13 protein-coding genes are annotated in these 16,738 nt (G+C 69.9%); 7 read left to right on the top strand and 6 right to left on the bottom strand.

Annotated elements, in window-relative coordinates:
* Positions 1–4: 4 nt before the first annotated feature.
* The 4 genes from ABZU72_RS03560 (at position 5) to recD (ending at position 9,162) form a co-directional block, all read left to right on the top strand.
* On the top strand, positions 5–619 hold the full coding sequence (locus tag ABZU72_RS03560) for a hypothetical protein (protein WP_355017532.1): 615 nt from the start codon (positions 5–7) through the stop codon (positions 617–619).
* 112 nt (positions 620–731) lie between these two features.
* On the top strand, positions 732–4,124 hold the full coding sequence (recC, locus tag ABZU72_RS03565) for an exodeoxyribonuclease V subunit gamma (protein WP_355017533.1): 3,393 nt from the start codon (positions 732–734) through the stop codon (positions 4,122–4,124).
* Positions 4,124–7,411 carry a UvrD-helicase domain-containing protein gene (locus tag ABZU72_RS03570; RefSeq protein ID WP_355017534.1) on the top strand — a complete coding sequence of 1,096 codons (3,288 nt, stop codon included), beginning with the start codon at positions 4,124–4,126 and terminating at the stop codon, positions 7,409–7,411. The genes recC and ABZU72_RS03570 overlap by 1 nt, the downstream gene beginning before the upstream one ends.
* A complete protein-coding gene (gene recD, locus ABZU72_RS03575) occupies positions 7,408–9,162 on the top strand; it encodes an exodeoxyribonuclease V subunit alpha (RefSeq protein WP_355017535.1) in 1,755 nt (584 codons plus the stop codon). The genes ABZU72_RS03570 and recD overlap by 4 nt, the downstream gene beginning before the upstream one ends.
* 6 nt (positions 9,163–9,168) lie before the next feature.
* On the opposite strand, the gene ABZU72_RS03580 is transcribed toward recD, so the two are convergent.
* A complete protein-coding gene (locus ABZU72_RS03580) occupies positions 9,169–9,780 on the bottom strand; it encodes an amino acid-binding protein (protein ID WP_355017536.1) in 612 nt (203 codons plus the stop codon).
* Positions 9,781–9,850: 70 nt separating this feature from the next.
* Complete coding sequence (locus tag ABZU72_RS03585; RefSeq protein WP_355017537.1) at positions 9,851–10,300, bottom strand: nitroreductase family deazaflavin-dependent oxidoreductase; 450 nt, start codon at positions 10,298–10,300, stop codon at positions 9,851–9,853.
* A 56-nt stretch (positions 10,301–10,356) separates the two neighbouring features.
* Between ABZU72_RS03585 and ABZU72_RS03590 the strand changes: the two genes are divergently transcribed.
* A complete protein-coding gene (locus tag ABZU72_RS03590) occupies positions 10,357–11,304 on the top strand; it encodes a 1,4-dihydroxy-2-naphthoyl-CoA synthase (protein WP_355017538.1) in 948 nt (315 codons plus the stop codon).
* Here ABZU72_RS03590 and ABZU72_RS03595 read toward each other — a convergent pair.
* Positions 11,298–11,984 carry a TetR/AcrR family transcriptional regulator gene (locus ABZU72_RS03595; protein ID WP_355017539.1) on the bottom strand — a complete coding sequence of 229 codons (687 nt, stop codon included), beginning with the start codon at positions 11,982–11,984 and terminating at the stop codon, positions 11,298–11,300. The two genes, ABZU72_RS03590 and ABZU72_RS03595, sit on opposite strands and share 7 nt — an antisense overlap.
* Before the next feature lie 100 nt (positions 11,985–12,084).
* Here ABZU72_RS03595 and ABZU72_RS03600 point away from each other — a divergent pair, with 100 nt between their 5' ends.
* Both ABZU72_RS03600 and ABZU72_RS03605 read left to right on the top strand, forming a co-directional pair.
* A complete protein-coding gene (locus ABZU72_RS03600) occupies positions 12,085–12,615 on the top strand; it encodes a hypothetical protein (protein ID WP_355017540.1) in 531 nt (176 codons plus the stop codon).
* An 84-nt stretch (positions 12,616–12,699) separates the two neighbouring features.
* Positions 12,700–14,118: a DUF2252 domain-containing protein gene (locus ABZU72_RS03605; protein ID WP_355017541.1), complete on the top strand. Its 1,419-nt coding sequence runs from the start codon at positions 12,700–12,702 to the stop codon at positions 14,116–14,118.
* Between the two features lie 8 nt (positions 14,119–14,126).
* Here the strand turns inward: ABZU72_RS03605 and ABZU72_RS03610 are convergent, their stop codons facing one another.
* Genes ABZU72_RS03610 through ABZU72_RS03620 form a run of 3 tightly spaced genes read right to left on the bottom strand, consistent with a single transcriptional unit; the run spans position 14,127 to position 16,498 of the window.
* Positions 14,127–15,038 carry a YhjD/YihY/BrkB family envelope integrity protein gene (locus ABZU72_RS03610; protein WP_355017542.1) on the bottom strand — a complete coding sequence of 304 codons (912 nt, stop codon included), beginning with the start codon at positions 15,036–15,038 and terminating at the stop codon, positions 14,127–14,129.
* A gap of 7 nt (positions 15,039–15,045) precedes the next feature.
* On the bottom strand, positions 15,046–16,167 hold the full coding sequence (locus ABZU72_RS03615; protein WP_355017543.1) for an AI-2E family transporter: 1,122 nt from the start codon (positions 16,165–16,167) through the stop codon (positions 15,046–15,048).
* Positions 16,139–16,498 (bottom strand): carboxymuconolactone decarboxylase family protein, encoded by a 360-nt coding sequence (locus tag ABZU72_RS03620; protein ID WP_355017544.1) that lies wholly within the window; start codon positions 16,496–16,498, stop codon positions 16,139–16,141. The genes ABZU72_RS03615 and ABZU72_RS03620 overlap by 29 nt, the downstream gene beginning before the upstream one ends.
* Between the last annotated feature and the right edge of the window lie 240 nt (positions 16,499–16,738).

A 16,738-nucleotide genomic window follows, 5' to 3' on the forward strand; every position in this document is an offset into this window, starting at 1 on the left:
GGCCATGGTCGGCTACGCTCAACGGATGACTCCATCTCGGACGAGTCGCAGCACTGCTCGAATCGTTGCCGTCGCGATGTCCGCGTTGACGGGCGTTACTTTCGCCAGTTGCGGCAGCGTAGAGGACTCGCTGGTTTCGTCGCGCACCTCGTCGGCTGTACCGGCTGAGTCAAGCAGCGACGTGTCGACTGCTGAAGGACAAGTCGTCGAAGTGAATCGCGCTCAACTCCACGTGCCGTCAGGCTGGGACGTGACGGCTCCGTCCAAGACCGAGCGTGCCACCCTCGGTACTCCCGTGGATTCATCGGGCACTTCGTATGGAACAGGGACCTTCAACGCCGACATCACACTCGCCGGAGACACCGAGGAACTAGCCGAGGGGCGACTCAACGTCGCTGGTTCTGACGCGAAGCGACTCGAGAACGTCGAGTTCGGTGGACAGACGTTCTTCCATATTCGCGAACTTCATGGTGGCATCGACTCTCTCGACACGTACGGGACCGTGATCGATGGCTCAGAGGTTACGGTTGCTTGGGCGTTCAACGCCGAACTCGCAACCCGCGAGGAGATCGACGGGTACATCAACCAGGTGATGCCGTCGTTCAAGTTCGAGGACTGATCGACTTCAGCCTCGTGGTGGCGGGCTTCAAGGCGGGGACGACCTGACGGCCTCAGTAGGTAGGCCCGAGTCCAGCGATCTGATGTCGGCGGTCACCGATAGGTTGCGGTCTGTGGTCGTACATCTGCACCGCGCGCCGCGGACCGATCTGCTCGCCGACTCGCTCGGTGAGCTGTTGTCGGTGCCGTTGGGGGATCCGTTCGCGACGGAGGTCGTGGTGGTGCCGGCGCGGGGGGTGGAGCGGTGGTTGTCGCAGCGGCTCTCGCATCGGCTGGGGGCTGCGGACGGGCGTGCGGACGGGATCTGTGCGGGGGTCGACTTCCGGTCTCCCTGGTCGCTGTTCGCTGAGGTCGCGGGCACGGGGGATGAGGATCCCTGGGCGCCGGAGTCGCTGACCTGGCCGGTGCTGGCGGCGATCGACGCATCGCTGGACGAGCCCTGGGCCAGGCCGCTCGCGATGCATCTGGGTCACGGGGATACGACGGAGGAAGGCGTACGTCGGCGGGGGCGGCGGCTGGCATTGGCCCGTCGGCTGGCGCGGTTGTTCGCTGGGTACGCGGACCAGCGGCCGGGGGTGGTCGCCGACTGGAGTGCGGGGCAGGACACGGACGGGCTCGGGGCGGAGATCGCCGAGGATCTGGCGTGGCAGCCGCCGTTGTGGCGGGCCGTTGCCGGGCTGGTCGGTGGGCCGACGCCGGTGGAGCGGCAGGCGGCGACGGTCGCGCGGCTGAAGGAGAAGCCTCGCGAGTTCGAGCTGCCGGAGCGGGTCTCCTTGTTCGGGCACACCCGGCTCTCGGCGACCGACATCGAGCTCGTCGCGGCGCTGGGGGAGCACCGGGAGGTGCACCTGTGGCTGCCGCATCCCTCCGAGGCGCTCTGGGAGGCGCTCGCCGGGCTGGACGGGACGGTCGCGCGGACGGCGGACCGGTCGCACGATGCGGTCGGGCATCCGTTGCTGGCGACGCTGGGGCGGGATACGCGGGAGCTGCAGCGAGGTCTCGCGGGGCTCGCGTCTGAGAGCGACTGTGTTGGTTTCGACACGCCTTCGCATAGCGGCTCCGGCGGCTCAACGAGCGGGGGGCTGCTTTCGTGGTTGCAGGAGGACGTCCGGGGCAACACGGTCGGCGAGAGTGCCGGACGGGTGATCGAGCCCGAAGACCGCTCGATCCAGGTGCATGCCTGCCACGGCGAGGCGCGGCAGGTGGAGGTGCTGCGCGAGGTGCTGCTGGGGCTGCTCGAGGACGACCCGACGCTGGAGCCGCGGGACGTCCTGGTGATGTGCCCTGACATCGAGACCTTCGCGCCGCTGATCGAGGCCGGGTTCGGGCTGGGGGAGATGACCGGCGAGACCGGACACCCCGCTCACCGGCTGCGGGTGAAGCTGGCGGACCGGTCGTTGACGCGTACGAACCCGCTGCTGGACGTGGCCACCCGGCTGCTCGACCTGGCCGGCGGCCGGGCGGGGGTGAGCGACGTACTCGATCTTGCTCATCTCGATCCGGTGCGGCGCCGGTTCGGGCTCAACGACGACGCCCTGGAGCAGCTCGAGGACTGGGCCAAGGACGCCGGGATCAGATGGGGCTTCGATGCGGAGCACCGCGAGCCCTTCGGGCTGGAGACGTACGTCGCCAACACCTGGCGCTTCGGGATGGACCGGATCCTCACCGGGGTCGCGATGTCCGAGGACTCGGCGACCTGGCTGGACACGACCCTGCCGTTGGACGACGTGGGAAGTGGCAGCGTCGAGCTGGCCGGTAAGTTCGCCGAGCTCGTCGATCGACTGCAGGACGTGACCGACGAGCTGGCCGGGGTGCATCCGCTGAGGCACTGGCTGAAGGTGATCGAGGAGGGTGTCGCCGCGCTGACGTCGGTCTCGACCAACGACGAATGGCAGTCGGGCCAGGTGACACGGGAGCTGTCCCGGGTGAGGGACGCCGCCGCGGGGCAGGAGGTCGACGAGCTGCGACTGCCCGACGTACGGGCGCTGTTGGGGGCGCGACTGGCCGGCCGGGCGACGCGTGCCAACTTCCGCACCGGCACGCTGACCGTCTCCACGCTGGTGCCGATGCGGTCGGTGCCCCATCGGGTGGTCTGCCTGCTCGGCATGGACGACGGGGTGTTCCCGAGGGTCGGGATCACCGACGGCGACGACCTGCTGGCCCGCGACCCGCAGACCGGGGAGCGCGACCTGCGCAGCGAGGACCGGCAGCTGTTCCTCGACGCGCTGCTTGCCGCGACCGAGACGCTGGTGGTGACCTACACGGGCGCCAACGAGTACTCGGGCCAGCCGCGGCCGCCCGCAGTGCCGCTGGGGGAACTGCTGGACACGCTGGACGCGACCGCCGTCTCCGCTGATGGCAGGCCGGTCAAGGAGGTCGTGACGACCAGGCACCCGCTGCAGCCGTTCGACCCGCGCAACCTGACGCCCGGGGTGCTGGTCCCCGGACACTCCTTCTCCTTCGACAAGGCCGCCGAGGCCGGCGCTCTCGCCGCGGTCTCCGACCGCGTCGAGCCGCCGGAGTTCCTGCCCGGCCCGCTGGCACCGGCCGCCGCCGGAGACCTGACGCTCGAGGAGCTGCTGGCCTTCTACCGCGCGCCGGTGCGCGCGTTCTTCCGCGACCGGCTGGACCTGGCGCTGCCGCGTGATGACGACCCGCTCTCCGACGGTCTGCCGGTCGAGCTCGACGGCCTGGGGCAGTGGTCGGTGGGCGACCGGTTGCTCCACGACCTGCTGGCAGGGATGTCTGAGGAGCAGGCGACCCAGCAGGAGTGGCGGCGCGGCGTACTGCCTCCGAAGTGGCTGGGCTGGCGCATCCTCACCGACGTGATCACCAAGGCGAAGCCGATCGCGGCCGAGGCGCTGCGGGTGCGGCAGGCGGGCATCTCCACCGGGCAGGCGCGGGCCGTCGACGTCGAGGTCGACCTCGGTGACGGGCGGCGCCTGACCGGCACCGTCCCACAGGTCTACGGCGACCGGCTGGCTCCGGTGACGTACTCCCGCCTGGGCGCCAAGCAGCGGATCGAGTCGTGGGTGCAGCTGGTCGCGCTGGCCGCCTCCGACGAGGACCGGGCCTGGAGCGCCTGGACGCTGGGTCGGCCGGGCAACTCCCGGTCGCGTACGCCGTACGGGCTCTCCCAGCTCGGGCCGCTCGACCACACCGCGGTCGATGTGCTGCGTGACCTGGTGCGATTGCGCGACCGGGGGCTCTCCGCGCCGCTGCCGATTCCGCTGAAGACCTCGCTGACCTACGCTCGCCAGCGCCGGACCCAGGCGAGCCCCGACGACGCGCTCTACAAGGCCGGCTGGGACTGGAAGGACGGACGGTTCGAGGGCGAGGAGTCCGATGTGGAGCAGGTGAGGGCCTGGGGCAAGGGATCCGGGATCCCCGGGCTCGGTGACCCGCCGGAGGCCGGCGAGGAGTTCGACGGGGAGACGACCCGCTTCGGCGCGCTTGCGATGCGGGTCTGGTCGCCGTTGCTCAAGGCCGAGCAGGGGAGCTGGTGATGGACGGATTCGACCTGACCGGTCCCCTCCCGACCGGCACCACGCTGATCGAGGCGTCGGCCGGCACCGGAAAGACGTTCACCATCGGTGCCCTGGTCACCCGCTACGTCGTAGAGGGCGAGGCGACGCTCGACGAGATCCTGGCGATCACCTTCGGCCGCGCCGCCTCCCAGGAGCTGCGCGACCGGGTGCGCTCCCACCTGGTCGAGGCGGAGCGAGCCTTCGCGGCCGCCGTCGCCGGGCAGCGTCCGACCCCGCTCGACGCCCACCTCGAGCTGCTGCTGGACGTGTCCGACGAAGAGATCCGGGTACGCCACGAGCGCGTGCGCGACGCACTCGCTTCCTTCGACGGCGCGACGATCGCGACGACCCACCAGTTCTGCCAACTCGTGCTGCGCTCGCTGGGGGTGGCCGGCGACACCGACGCCGGTGCCGAGCTGGTCGAGTCGCTCGACGAGCTGGTCGTGGAGGTCGTCGACGACCTCTATCTGAAGTGGTTCGGCGAGGCTCGGGAGCGACCGCCGTTCGACCGCGACGATGCACTGAGCCTGGCGCGCACCGCGGTCGAGGACCCGCAGTCGGTGCTTGCCCCGGCGCCGGCCGAGGACCCGGTCGCGGGCGCGCGGGTGCGGTTCGCCGAGGCGGTGCGGGACGAGGTCGACCGGCGCAAGCAGATGCGCGGCGTCCTGTCCTACGACGACCTGCTCTCCCGGCTCGCGGTCGCGCTCGAGGACCCGTCGGCGCCGGCGCGGGCGCGGATGCGACAGCGGTGGCGGATCGTCCTGGTCGACGAGTTCCAGGACACCGACCCGGTGCAGTGGCAGGTGGTCTCCCGGGCCTTCGAGGGCCACGCCACGCTCGTGCTCATCGGTGACCCGAAGCAGGCGATCTACGCTTTCCGTGGTGGCGACGTCTTCACCTACCTGACCGCCGCCCGAGCCGCCGAGACGCAGGCGACGCTCGACACCAACTGGCGCAGCGACGCCCCGCTGGTCGAGCGGCTCCAGGTGGTCCTGCGAGGCGCGGCGCTGGGCTCTCCCGAGATCGTCGTCCACGACGTGAAGGCCCATCACTCCGGGTCCCGGCTGGTCGGGGCCCCGAATCCCTCACCGTTCCGGATCAGAAGGGTCGCGCGCCGCGGCTTCAAGCTCACCCGCGGCAAGATGATCACCGCCGGTGACGCGCGCACCCACATCGCCCGGGACCTCGCCGGTGACATCGCCGAGCTGCTCGGCTCCGGGGCCACGTGGTGCGATGCTCCGGTCAAGGCCGGGGACGTCGCAGTCATCGTCGCGGTGCGCTCCCACGGGCTGCTCGTCCAGCGCGTGCTGCAGGAGCACGGCATCCCGGCGGTGATGGCCGGCGGCGGTGACGTCTTCCTGACTCCCGCCGGCGAGGACTGGCTCGCGCTGTTGCAGGCGCTCGACTCACCCCACCGGACGCCGCTGGTGCGGGCAGCCGGGCTGAGCGTGTTCTTCGGTTACACCGCGACCGAGCTCGACGCGGGCGGCGAGGCGCTGACCTCGCGCATCGCCGACACGCTGCGCGGCTGGGCGCTGCTGCTGCGTGGCCGAGGCGTCGCCGCCCTGATCGAGGCGGCGGAGGAGCGCGGTCTCACCGCGCGCGTGCTGCGGCGCACCGACGGGGACCGGCTGCTCACCGACGTACGTCATCTGGGGCAGCTGCTCCACGACATCTCGGTGCGCGACTCGCTCGGACTGCCGGCGCTGCTCGCCTGGTTCCGTGACGAGCGCCGGCGTTCTGCCGCCGCCGAGCGACCGCGGCGGCTCGACTCGGACGCCGCAGCGGTGCAGATCGTCACGGTGCACGGGTCCAAGGGCCTGCAGTACCCGATCGTCTACCTGCCCTTCGCCTACGACTTCTTCGTGCGCGACCCGGAGGTCGCCCGGTTCCACGACGCCTCGGGGCAGCGGACGATCGACGTCTCCCGGACCGGCGCGCAGTGGGCCCAGCACCTGGCCAGACACCAGGCCGAGGAGCTGGGGGAGGAGCTGCGAGATCTGTACGTCGCGCTGACCCGGGCGCAGTCGCAGGTCGTCGCGTGGTGGGCGCCGACGGCCAACACGGCCACCGGCGGACTGCACCGGCTGCTGTTCGGGCGAGGTCCTGGCCAAGCGGCGGTTCCTGACAACATCGCTGTGCCGAGCGACGAGGACGCGGCAAGTCTGCTGAGCAATGTCGCGCGCCACGGCGGTCCGGTGGCCGAGGAAGCGGTGCCGGTGACAACAGCGCCGCCGGTGCGAGAAGCGCCGCCCGGCAGGCTCGCCGCGCGGCCGTTCACCCGCGAGGTGGACGCGGAGTGGCGGCGTACGTCCTACTCGGGGCTCATCCGGGTCGACGAGGGCGTCGCGGCGACCTCGGAGCCGGAGGTCGAGGGCAAGGACGACGAGCCCATCGCCGAGGACGTCGATCTCGTCGAGACTCCCGCGGAGGAGGAACTTCTTTCGCCGATGGCCGAGCTGCCCAAGGGCGCCGGCTTCGGGTCGCTGGTCCACGCGGTCCTGGAGCACACCGACCCTCAGGCCTCTGACCTGGGCGAAGAGCTGCTGACGAGGACCCGCGAGCAGCTCCGCTGGTGGCCGGTGCCGGCCTCGGCCGAGGACCTCGCGACCGCGATCCTGCCGCTCAACCTGACCTCGCTCGGCCCGCTCGCAGATGGGCTGACGCTGGCCGAGATCCCATTGCGCGACCGGCTGCGCGAGCTCGACTTCGAGATTCCGTTGGCGGGCGGCGACACTCACGCGCCCGGCGCGCCGGACGTACGCCTGCGCGACCTCGCCCCGTTGCTACGGGCGCACCTTCCGGCGGACGACCCGATGCTGACGTACGCCGACCGGCTGGAGGCTCCGCCGCTGGGCGACCAGTCGCTGCGGGGCTATCTGACCGGCTCGGTGGACGTGGTGCTGCGGCTGCCGAGCGGCCGGTTCGTGGTGGTCGACTACAAGACCAACTTCCTGGGCGTGGAAGCGATGGACTACACCCAGCCGAAGCTCGCCGAGGCGATGCTGCACTCCCACTACCCGCTGCAGGCGCTGCTCTACTCCGCGGTCGTGCACCGTTTCCTGCGCTGGCGCCTGCCCGGGTACGACCCCGAGGTGCATCTCGGTGGCGTGCTCTACCTCTACGTGCGCGGGATGCTCGGCCCAGACACCCCCGTCGTCGACGGCATCCCGACCGGCGTCTTCACCTGGCAGCCGCCCGCGTCCCTCGCGGTCGCGCTGTCCGACCTGCTGGACGGAACTCTTCCGGATGGAGTGGCCTCATGATCGAGCGCTGGGAGTCCGAGGACCCCTTCGACGCACGGCTGGCCCGGTCCGCCACTGGCCTGCTCGCGTCGTTCAACCGCGAGGGTGTGCTGACCGCGGCGGACGTACACGTCGCGACCCGAGCCGCCGCGCTGGCCGGAGAGGAGCGCGACGAGGTGCGACTGGCGGTGGCGCTGGCAGTCCGCGCGGTTCGGCACGGATCGGTCTGCGTCGATCTGACCGCGCTGCGGGAGACCGAGGAGACCTTGCCGTGGCCGGCTGCTACCGGCTGGCTGGACGCCGTCGCCGACAGTCCGCTGGCGGCGCAGTCCCTGGTGCAGGTCGAGGACGGCCTGCTCTACCTGGACCGCTATCACCGCGAAGAGGGACAGGTACGCGATGACCTGCTCGCCCGGCTGGCCTCGCCGCGACCGGTGGCCGACGAGGCCCTGCTGGAGGCGACGGCGGCCCGGCTCTTCCCGGGCGAGGGGTATGCCGAGCAACGTGCCGCCGCGCTCGCCGCCGCCCGGCAGTCGACGACGGTGCTCACCGGCGGTCCCGGCACCGGCAAGACCACAACGGTCGCCGGGTTGCTGGCGCTGCTCACCGAGCAGTCCCAGGTCCCGCTGCGGGTTGCGCTGACCGCGCCGACCGGCAAGGCGGCCGCGCGGCTGCAGGAGGCGGTCGAGGGTGCCCAGCGGGCGTCGCAGTTCACCGATGACGACCGCGCCCGGCTCTACGGCCTGACCGCATCGACCCTCCACCGGCTGCTCGGTTGGCGACCCGGCTCGTCGACGCGGTTCAAGCACCACCGCACCAACCGCCTTCCGCACGACGTGATCGTCGTCGACGAGACGAGCATGGTCTCGCTGACGATGATGGCCCGGCTCCTCGAGGCAGTACGTCCCGAGGCGCGGCTGATCCTCGTCGGCGACCCCGACCAGCTGGCGAGCGTCGAGGCCGGCGCGGTGCTCTCCGACCTCGTCGCCGGCCTCGCGGTGCGCTCGCCCGACGCCGTCGCCGCGCTCCGCATCACCCATCGCTTCGGTGGCGCGATCGGCGCCCTCGCCGAGGCGCTGCGGGTCGGCGACGCGGATGCGGCGCTCGACGTGCTGAAGTCCGGCGACCCCGCGGTCGAGCTCGTCGACCCTGCCAACGAGGCCCGGGTGGCGGAGGTCGAGCGCGGCCTGGTCGCTCACGCCGCGGCTCTTCACGAGGCTGCCCTCGCGGGCGACGCGGAGCGCTGCGTACGGATGCTCGACGAGTCGCGCCTTCTCTGCGCCCACCGCGACGGGCCGTGGGGTGTCGCCCACTGGAACCGGCAGATCGAGCGCGGCCTCGCCGAGACCACCGGTGAGCCGCTCGGCATCGGCTGGGGTCACGAGTGTTATCCGGGCCGGCCGGTCCTCGTCACCGCCAACGACTACGGCCTCGGTCTCTTCAACGGCGACACCGGGGTCACCTACACCGACGCCGGCGGCGACCTCCGCGTCGCCATCGCGGGCGGTGCGACGTACGCGCCCTCACGGCTCGGTGACATCGAGACCCTGCACGCGATGACCGTCCACAAGTCTCAGGGCAGCCAGGCCAGGTCCGTCACCGTCCTGCTCCCGCCCGACGACTCGCCCCTGCTCACCCGCGAGCTCTTCTACACCGCGGTGACCCGGGCCCAGGAGCGCGTACGCATCGTCGGCACCGCCGACGCCGTCGCCGCCGCGATCACCCGCCGAGCCCAGCGCGCCTCCGGCCTCCGCCAGCGCCTCGGGCACTGAGCTGCGTCAGGACCGGGCGATGGAGGTGGCGAGGGAGGCGAGGTGGCCGAGGCGGGCGAGCTCGGAGTCGAGGAAGTCGGGGCCGCCGCGGCGGCCGATGATGACGATCTCGTTGCCGTCGATGCGGGCGCCGGCGAACATGTTCTCGTCCTCACCCTCGACCTCGATCCGCTCGGGGCGGTCGAGCTCGATGAAGGGGACGTTCTCGGGTGAGCCGTCGGTGGCGCGGCTGATGCCCTTGACGCGGTGGACGCGGATGGCCCAGTCGGCACGGAAGGTCAGCGGCAGCACGTCCACGAGCCGGTCGAGCGCCTCGAGGGCGTTCTCGGTGAGGTCCTCGACGGCCTCGAGGTCGAGGAAGAGGTTGCCGCCGGCGGCGTAGCGGGAGATCCAGACGACGTGGACGCCGTCGAGCTCGTTGCACGCCGACACGATGGAGTCCGGCATCGTTCCCGGTTGGGTCTCGAGGAGCACATCGTCGACAGCTCTCCCGTCGACTTTGTTCTTCTCGACGATCTCGATCGCCTCGATATCGCCACCGGCTTCACCGATGGCGGAGGCGAGGCGACCGAGGGAACCCGGGATGTCGGGCAGCTCGACGCGTAGCAGGAACGGCATGGCCACGACCCTAGCGTCGCGAACCGACAGCCGTGGCACTGTCCCGGTTACACACCCGTCAACTGGCGAGCTAAACGCCTGCCGGCTCCAGCAGGAAGAGCGGGAAGATCCGGGACGTGTTGGGCTGGTATTCGCCGTACGTCGGCCAGGTCTTCACGGCGTAGTCCCACCACTCGTCACGCTCGGCCCCGGAGAGCTCGCGGGCGACGTACGCCTTCTTGGTGCCGCCGTCCTGGAGCACCGTGTCGGGGTACTTGCGGAAGTTGGCGACCCAGGCGGGGTTCTTGTCGCTGCCACCCAGCGACGCCACGGCGAGGTAGCGGCCGTCGCGCTCGACGCGCATCAGCGGGGTCTTGCGGATCGCGCCGGTCTTCGCCCCGCGGTTGGTGATCAGGATGATCGGCTTGCCATCGCGCTCGAGGACGTTGGCCTCGGCGCCGTCGGAGGCCTCGAACGCGGCAACCTGCTCGCGCACCCAGTCGGCCGTGCTCGGGACATATTCACCTTGCAGTTCGGTCATGCTCACTACAACAGCCGGGGACGCGGGCTATTCCGAGCCCGGATAGCCTCACCCTCATGAGCGCCATCGAAGGAGTCTCCGACACGTTCGACCCGAGCCGCTGGGACGAGGTCCCCGGCTTCGAGGATCTGACCGACCTGACCTATCACCGGGCCAAGGAGCACGGCACCGTACGCATCGCCTTCGACCGCCCCGACGTACTCAACGCCTTCCGCCCGCACACCGTCGACGAGCTCCTCCGCGTGCTGGAGCACGCCCGGATCTCCGCCGACGTCGGCTGCGTCCTCCTCACCGGCAACGGCCCCTCGGTCAAGAACGGCAAGCACTCCTTCTGCACCGGCGGCGACCAGCGCATCCGCGGCAAGGCCGGCTACCAGTACGAGGAGACCGAGGCGTACGCCGCCGGCCGGACCGGCGCGGAGGAGCCCACCCCGATCGACAAGGCCAAGCTCGCCCGGCTGCACATCCTGGAGTGCCAGCGACTGATCCGCTTCATGCCCAAGGTCGTCATCTGCGTCGTCCCCGGCTGGACCGCCGGCGGCGGCCACTCCCTCCACGTGGTGTGCGACCTGACGATCGCGAGCGCCGAGCACGGGCGTTTCAAGCAGACCGACGCCGATGTCGGGAGCTTCGACGGTGGCTACGGCTCCGCCTACCTCGCCCGCCAGGTCGGCCAGAAGTTCGCCCGCGAGATCTTCTTCCTCGCCGAGGAGTACTCGGCCGAGGACGGCGTACGCATGGGCACCGTCAACCGCGCCGTCCCGCACGCCGAGCTCGAGGACGTCGCGCTCGAGTGGGGCCGCAAGATCAACGGCAAGTCGCCCACGGCCCAGCGGATGCTGAAGTACGCCTTCAACCTCCTCGACGATGGTCTCGTCGGCCAGCAGATGTTCGCCGGTGAGACCACCCGCCTGGCGTACATGACGGACGAGGCCCAGGAGGGCCGCGACCAGTTCCTGGAGAAGCGCGAGCCCGACTGGTCGCCGTACCCCTGGTACTACTGATCCCTTGCCGTCGTGGCGAACGAGGCGAGTCCGGCGCCGATGAGCCGGGCAGCTCTTCGGGTGTCCGCCAGGACGGCGGCGCGGGCTCCGGACGGGCCGTCGGCGTTGGAAGCCTCGCGCCGGAGGGCGCGCATCGACACCGACCAGATGCCGATGAGCGCACTGGCTGCCGCTTGAGGTTCCGGGTCCAAGGGGTCCAGTCCCGCACGGTGCGCCATGGCTGATGCAGCGACTTGTGCAAGGTGGTCCATGAGGTCACGTTGCGCGGTTCGCAGAGAAGGGGACTCCTCGATCATGTCGAGGAAGCGGGAGACGCGCTGGAAGTCGCTGTCGTCCCCCTCTCGCTGCGCAAACAGGAGTTCGATCTCCTTGCCGATCACCTCGACGATCGCTTCCACCGGGGTCTTCCCCACGCCGTCCGGGCCGAGCGCTTCGCGGATCAGCGCGGCCATCGCGGGTTCGCGGTCGAACACCAGCGACTCCTTGTTCGCGAAGTAGTTGTAGACCGTCTTCTCCGACACGTCGCACGCAGCGGCCACGTCCGCCACCCGCACCTGGTCGAACCCATGCTCCAGGAACAGGGCCGTCGCGGTGTTCGAGATGTGCTGGCGCGTCTCCCGCTTCTTGCGCTCTCGCAGCCCAGTCGGACCCGAAGCCTTTGCGGGTGCGTGCTCAACCATGGTTCAAGCATACAAGCGTCTAGTTGCCGTAAACTTACAGTCGGTGTAAATTTATCGCCAGGGCCGACGCCGTCTGGCCCCGGACGAAGGGACCTGCGCCATGGAATCGATCTACCTCTCCACGCGAGCTCGCGCATTTGCGGCGGTCTCGGCCCTGGGCTGGGTCGGCATGTTCGTCCTGACGGGGGCCGGGCAGACCTATGCGGGCGACCTCTCCGGCGTCGTCTACCACCTGGCTCTTGTGCCACTTGTCGTCGCGCTGCCGGCGCCGGACTGGGCGAAGGCCGCGGGATACGTCTGGATCTTCTGTGACACCGCGCTCAACGTCGCTGGCATCAACGGCCTGGATGACGACATCGTGTGGGCGTTTCGCTTGGGCGTGCACATCGCGGCCGCCGTCTGGATCGTCAACGCTTCTGGTGGGTTGCGACCTGCTGCGCGGGTGACGGGGACCCTGCTCGGCGCCAGCCTTGCCGTTCACGCGGTCACTGCGCCAGTGGTTGGCGAGGCTCCGTTGGCCATCACCGCGTTCCCCCTGATGGTGGTCTGGCTCGGCCTCATCGCGGCTGGTCGAGCGGTTGACTCGTCCGTCGTCCAGACGGAGGCGTCGCGGCGCGTCGAACTGCCCTAGGCGCGTCATCGGCATCACGCAGCCGCCGACGCGTCACACAGGCTGCGTGATGCCGATGGCGGGCGTGTGAGGTGACATGGACTGATGAGCGCGATCAGGACCCGGGCACGTAGATCCCATTACCTCACGCTGGCGGAGCGCGCTTCCTTGGGCCAAGGGGCGCGAGCGGAGCTCCCGCGGTCGGTGCACGGCGAGTGGCAGCCGGCGCCCGACCGGGCCGACCCTGTCGGCCTCCTCGAGGAGCAAGGTGCCAGTCGGGTGCAAGAGCTCGTGCCGCTCCGCTACGGCAGGATGCTGGCGTCCCCGTTCACGTTCTACCGTGGTTCCGCCTACCTGATGGCGGCAGATCTGGCGAGTGCGCCGCGCACGGACCTGAAGGTCCAGCTGTGCGGCGACGCGCACCTGTCGAACTTCGGGTCGTTCGCAGCACCGGACCGGCGCCTGGTCTTCGACCTCAACGACTTCGACGAGACCTTGCCGGGCCCTTTCGAGTGGGACGTCAAGCGAATGGTGGCGAGCTTCGCGGTCGCGGGGCGTGATCGTGAGTTCGACGATGCCGAGCGCAGGGCCGTCAACCTGGCCGCCGCATCGTCCTACCGAGAGGCGATGCAGGATCTGGCACAGATGCGCAAGCTCGACGTGTGGTACGCCCGCTTGGACGTGGACGAGCTGGAAGCCGTGATGAGCTCGCAGGTCAAGGCCAAGCACCTCAAGCGCTTCCGCAAGAACGTGGCCAAGGCCCAGTCGAAGAACAGCATCAAGGCCTTCTCCAAGCTCGTGGAGATCGTGGATGGACGCCCGCGCCTGATCAACGATCCTCCGACGATCGTGAGGGTCCAGGACCTGATGCCCGACAAGGAGGTCCAGGAGGTCGAAGACACACTCCATGGCCTCCTGCGCACCTACCGCCGGACCCTGCGTGGGGATTATCGGCACCTCCTCGAGGGGTTCCGCTTCACCGACGCCGCACGCAAGGTGGTCGGGGTGGGCAGCGTCGGCACCCGCTCCTGGATCGTGCTGCTGGTCGGCAACGACGACCAGGACCCGCTGTTCCTCCAGGCCAAGGAGGCCCAGGCATCGGTCCTGGAACCCTTCCTCGGCAAGAGCGCGTACACCAGCCACGGTCAGCGGGTCGTCGAGGGGCAGCGACTGATGCAGTCCGCGAGCGACGTGATGCTCGGCTGGGTGAAGGCGAAAGGGTTCGACGGCGTCGAGCGAGACTTCATCGTCCGGCAACTGTGGGACGGCAAGGGTTCGGCGATCGTGGAGGCGATGGACCCCACTTCCATGACCGGCTACGCCCGGATTTGTGGGTCGACGCTGGCAAGGGCTCATGCGCGCTCCGGTGACCCGGTCGCCATCGCGAGCTATCTCGGCTCTGGTGATCGGTTCGATCGGGCGGTCTCGACGTTCGCCGAGGCGTACGCCGACCAGAACGAGCGGGACTACGCAGCGCTGCGTCGTGCGGTCGCCGACGGGCGGATCGTGGCTCAGCGGGGCTGAGGGCCTCATCACCGCCGGACGCGTCGACCGAGCAATCCGGGTTCGGTCGCGAACACCTGGCCCACCAGCGCGGTCGTGAGGAAGCAGAAGGAGGCGACGTAGAGCCAGGTCAGGTAGGTGAAGGCGACGCCGATGGATCCGTACCGGTCGGCGCTTGCCTCGAGCGCCCCGGGGAGCCATGCCTGGGTGGCGGGGCGAACTGTGATCATCAGGAGAGCGAACAGCAGCGCACCCGGCATCAGCATCCGGGCGCGAACGGCGCCGGCGAGCAGCGCCCAGGGGATGAACGCCGCGACGGCGACGTCCCAGGTGAACGAGACCACCCGTGGCCACAGCTCACGAGGGGGGAGAGAGCCGAGGGGCTCGCCGGCCGCACGGACGACGACCAGGGAGAGCGCGAAGACCAGGACGACGGCCAGCCACCGCCAGGCTGACCGCAGTCTGGTCGGTGGGCGCGGAAGTCCCCAGATCGCCGCGAAGGCGCGGGTCAGCGCGCGAGACAGGCTGGTCGCCGAGACGAGCACGAAGATGGCTCCGACGATGCCGAACGCTGCACCACCGCTGTCGACGGCGCCCTCGAGTACCTGCCGGGACTGTTCCGGCATCTCGATCGCGTCGGTGAACCTGTCGCTGTTCGAGCCCAGGGCGGCGATCAGGATGAGTACCGGGAGTACGGAGGTGAAGAACTGGGCCGCGATGGTCATCGACCGGTCGAACACCTCGATCCGGCGGAGCCCCGCGGCCGCCCGCAGGAACATCCGTCCCGGCCGCCTGTCGAGCAGCCATCCCAGGCGCCGCTGCAACCCGAACGGCATACGCCCCAGGGCGGCTTCGGCGCGGGCCCGGGCTGCATCCTCGGCCGGCTCGGCGGCTGGGCCTGTCTGGCTGTCCGAGGACGGAGTTCCGTCGTTCGAGTCCATGCCGATCTCATTCTGGCGTTCCCTCAGGCTGAAGCTCGGCCGGGCGGGACTGCTCCGGCCCCGGCTCTGTGTCCGGCTTCCCTGAGATCAGGGGCAGGGCCCACCTGCCGCGCGGGTCGGCCTCGACCAAGAGGGCCTTGGTGAGCAGAGTGCACGGGACGGCGAGCAGTGCGCCGACCGGTCCGATCACCCAGGTCCAGAAGACCAGCGAGAGGAACGTCAACGTCGGCGAGAGACCGACCGAGTCGCCCACCACACGAGGCTGGATGATGGATTGGATCACGAAGTTGATGACGCAGTAGACGAGGATGACGGTGATCATCAGGCCCAGCCCGCCGTCGAGCAGGGCGATGAGGGCTGGTGGGATGACGCCGATGATGAACCCGACGTTCGGGATGAAGTTGGTGACGAATGCCAGCACGGCCCACACGAAGGCTCCGGGGACGTCCAGCAGGTACAGGGCGACCCCGTCGATGACGGCGACGACCAGCCCGAAGCTTGCCGAGACACCCATGTAGTTGCGGGTGCCGTGGGCGAAGCTGTCCAGTGCGGCGACCGGGTCGGGAAACCGGTCACCCAAGCCCTTCAGGCTACGGCGCGTGGAGTCGGTGTCGAAGGCCATGAACAGCAGCACCGTGATCAGGAAGAACAGATCGGTGACCAGGCCGAGGGTGCCGGAGAGCACCGACATGGCCACGTCGATGATCTGGCCCGGGTCGAACGCGTTCACCACGGCGTCGATCTGCTCCTGCTTGACCCCCGCGTCCCGCAAGGTGTTCCCGGCGTTCGCGACACCGTCCGCGATCTGGTCGGCGTACGCGGGCACCAGGGCGGCCAGCTGGGCGACCGACACCATCAGGGCCAATGCGAAGACCGAGAGCAGAAGGACTGCCGCGGCCAGCATGAGAACTGAGATCGCCCACCCCGGAAGCCGTCCCCGTTCCAGCCACACGCGGATCGGGTGCAACGTGATCGTGATGACCACAGCCATGAGGACCGGCCCGATGATGTCGGCGACGGATCTCACCCCGGCCAGCGCGATCGTCAGCGCGGCGACACCCATCAGCAGGGTCCAGGCGAACGATCGGGCCCGAAGCTCGCTAGGGGCGGTGGTGGAGGCGTGCTTCATGGGGATCTCCTGTCCCGGCCGGGTGCTCCTGCTCGAGCGCGTCGGTGTCATATCCGAGCGCCATCGCCAGCCGGGGAGCGGCTGCGACCACGCGTGCCGTACCGATGACGGGAAGGACACCGACCAGTACGTCGACGACCTCGGCAGCGCTCGCGCCGGCGTCGACGGCAGCGTCTGCGGCGGCGCCGTAGGAGGGGACCTCACCCCCGACCGCAACCAGTGCGGCCAGTCGGACCAGAGCCAGGGTTCGGGCATCCAGCGTGGGTTCGAGCCACGCTTCGTCGGCCGCGTAGGTGGGGTCTTCGGACCAGTCCGTCTGGTTGATGGCCAAGCGGTGGAGTCGATCGGCGTAGTGCACTCCGGACCATCCTTCCGGCTCGTTCTGAGTTGACCGCGACCCTTCGATTCGCCGTCCGTACGCCTCATTCACCCGCACCGCGGTTCAGTCCGCATCATGCAGATCTGGTGAAGCGCGCTCGCCGGGGAGACCGAGGCCCCGGTCGACGATGTTCACGTCTTCTGTGTGACGAAGGCGGACCCGTCCCCGCGAATGATGGGCCCCACATCGTTC

This window comes from Nocardioides sp. NPDC004968 (assembly GCF_040608935.1).
In the GTDB taxonomy this organism is placed as follows: Bacteria; Actinomycetota; Actinomycetes; order Propionibacteriales; family Nocardioidaceae; genus Nocardioides.

Coding starts and splice junctions, on each gene's coding strand:
- ABZU72_RS03590 (WP_355017538.1), top strand. CDS start 10,357: ATGAGCGCCATCGAAGGAGTCTCCGACACGTTCGACCCGAGCCGCTGG.
- ABZU72_RS03595 (WP_355017539.1), bottom strand. CDS start 11,984: ATGGTTGAGCACGCACCCGCAAAGGCTTCGGGTCCGACTGGGCTGCGA.
- ABZU72_RS03600 (WP_355017540.1), top strand. CDS start 12,085: ATGGAATCGATCTACCTCTCCACGCGAGCTCGCGCATTTGCGGCGGTC.
- ABZU72_RS03580 (WP_355017536.1), bottom strand. CDS start 9,780: ATGCCGTTCCTGCTACGCGTCGAGCTGCCCGACATCCCGGGTTCCCTC.
- recD (WP_355017535.1), top strand. CDS start 7,408: ATGATCGAGCGCTGGGAGTCCGAGGACCCCTTCGACGCACGGCTGGCC.
- ABZU72_RS03560 (WP_355017532.1), top strand. CDS start 5: ATGGTCGGCTACGCTCAACGGATGACTCCATCTCGGACGAGTCGCAGC.
- ABZU72_RS03585 (WP_355017537.1), bottom strand. CDS start 10,300: ATGACCGAACTGCAAGGTGAATATGTCCCGAGCACGGCCGACTGGGTG.
- ABZU72_RS03610 (WP_355017542.1), bottom strand. CDS start 15,038: ATGGACTCGAACGACGGAACTCCGTCCTCGGACAGCCAGACAGGCCCA.
- ABZU72_RS03605 (WP_355017541.1), top strand. CDS start 12,700: ATGAGCGCGATCAGGACCCGGGCACGTAGATCCCATTACCTCACGCTG.
- ABZU72_RS03570 (WP_355017534.1), top strand. CDS start 4,124: ATGGACGGATTCGACCTGACCGGTCCCCTCCCGACCGGCACCACGCTG.
- ABZU72_RS03615 (WP_355017543.1), bottom strand. CDS start 16,167: ATGAAGCACGCCTCCACCACCGCCCCTAGCGAGCTTCGGGCCCGATCG.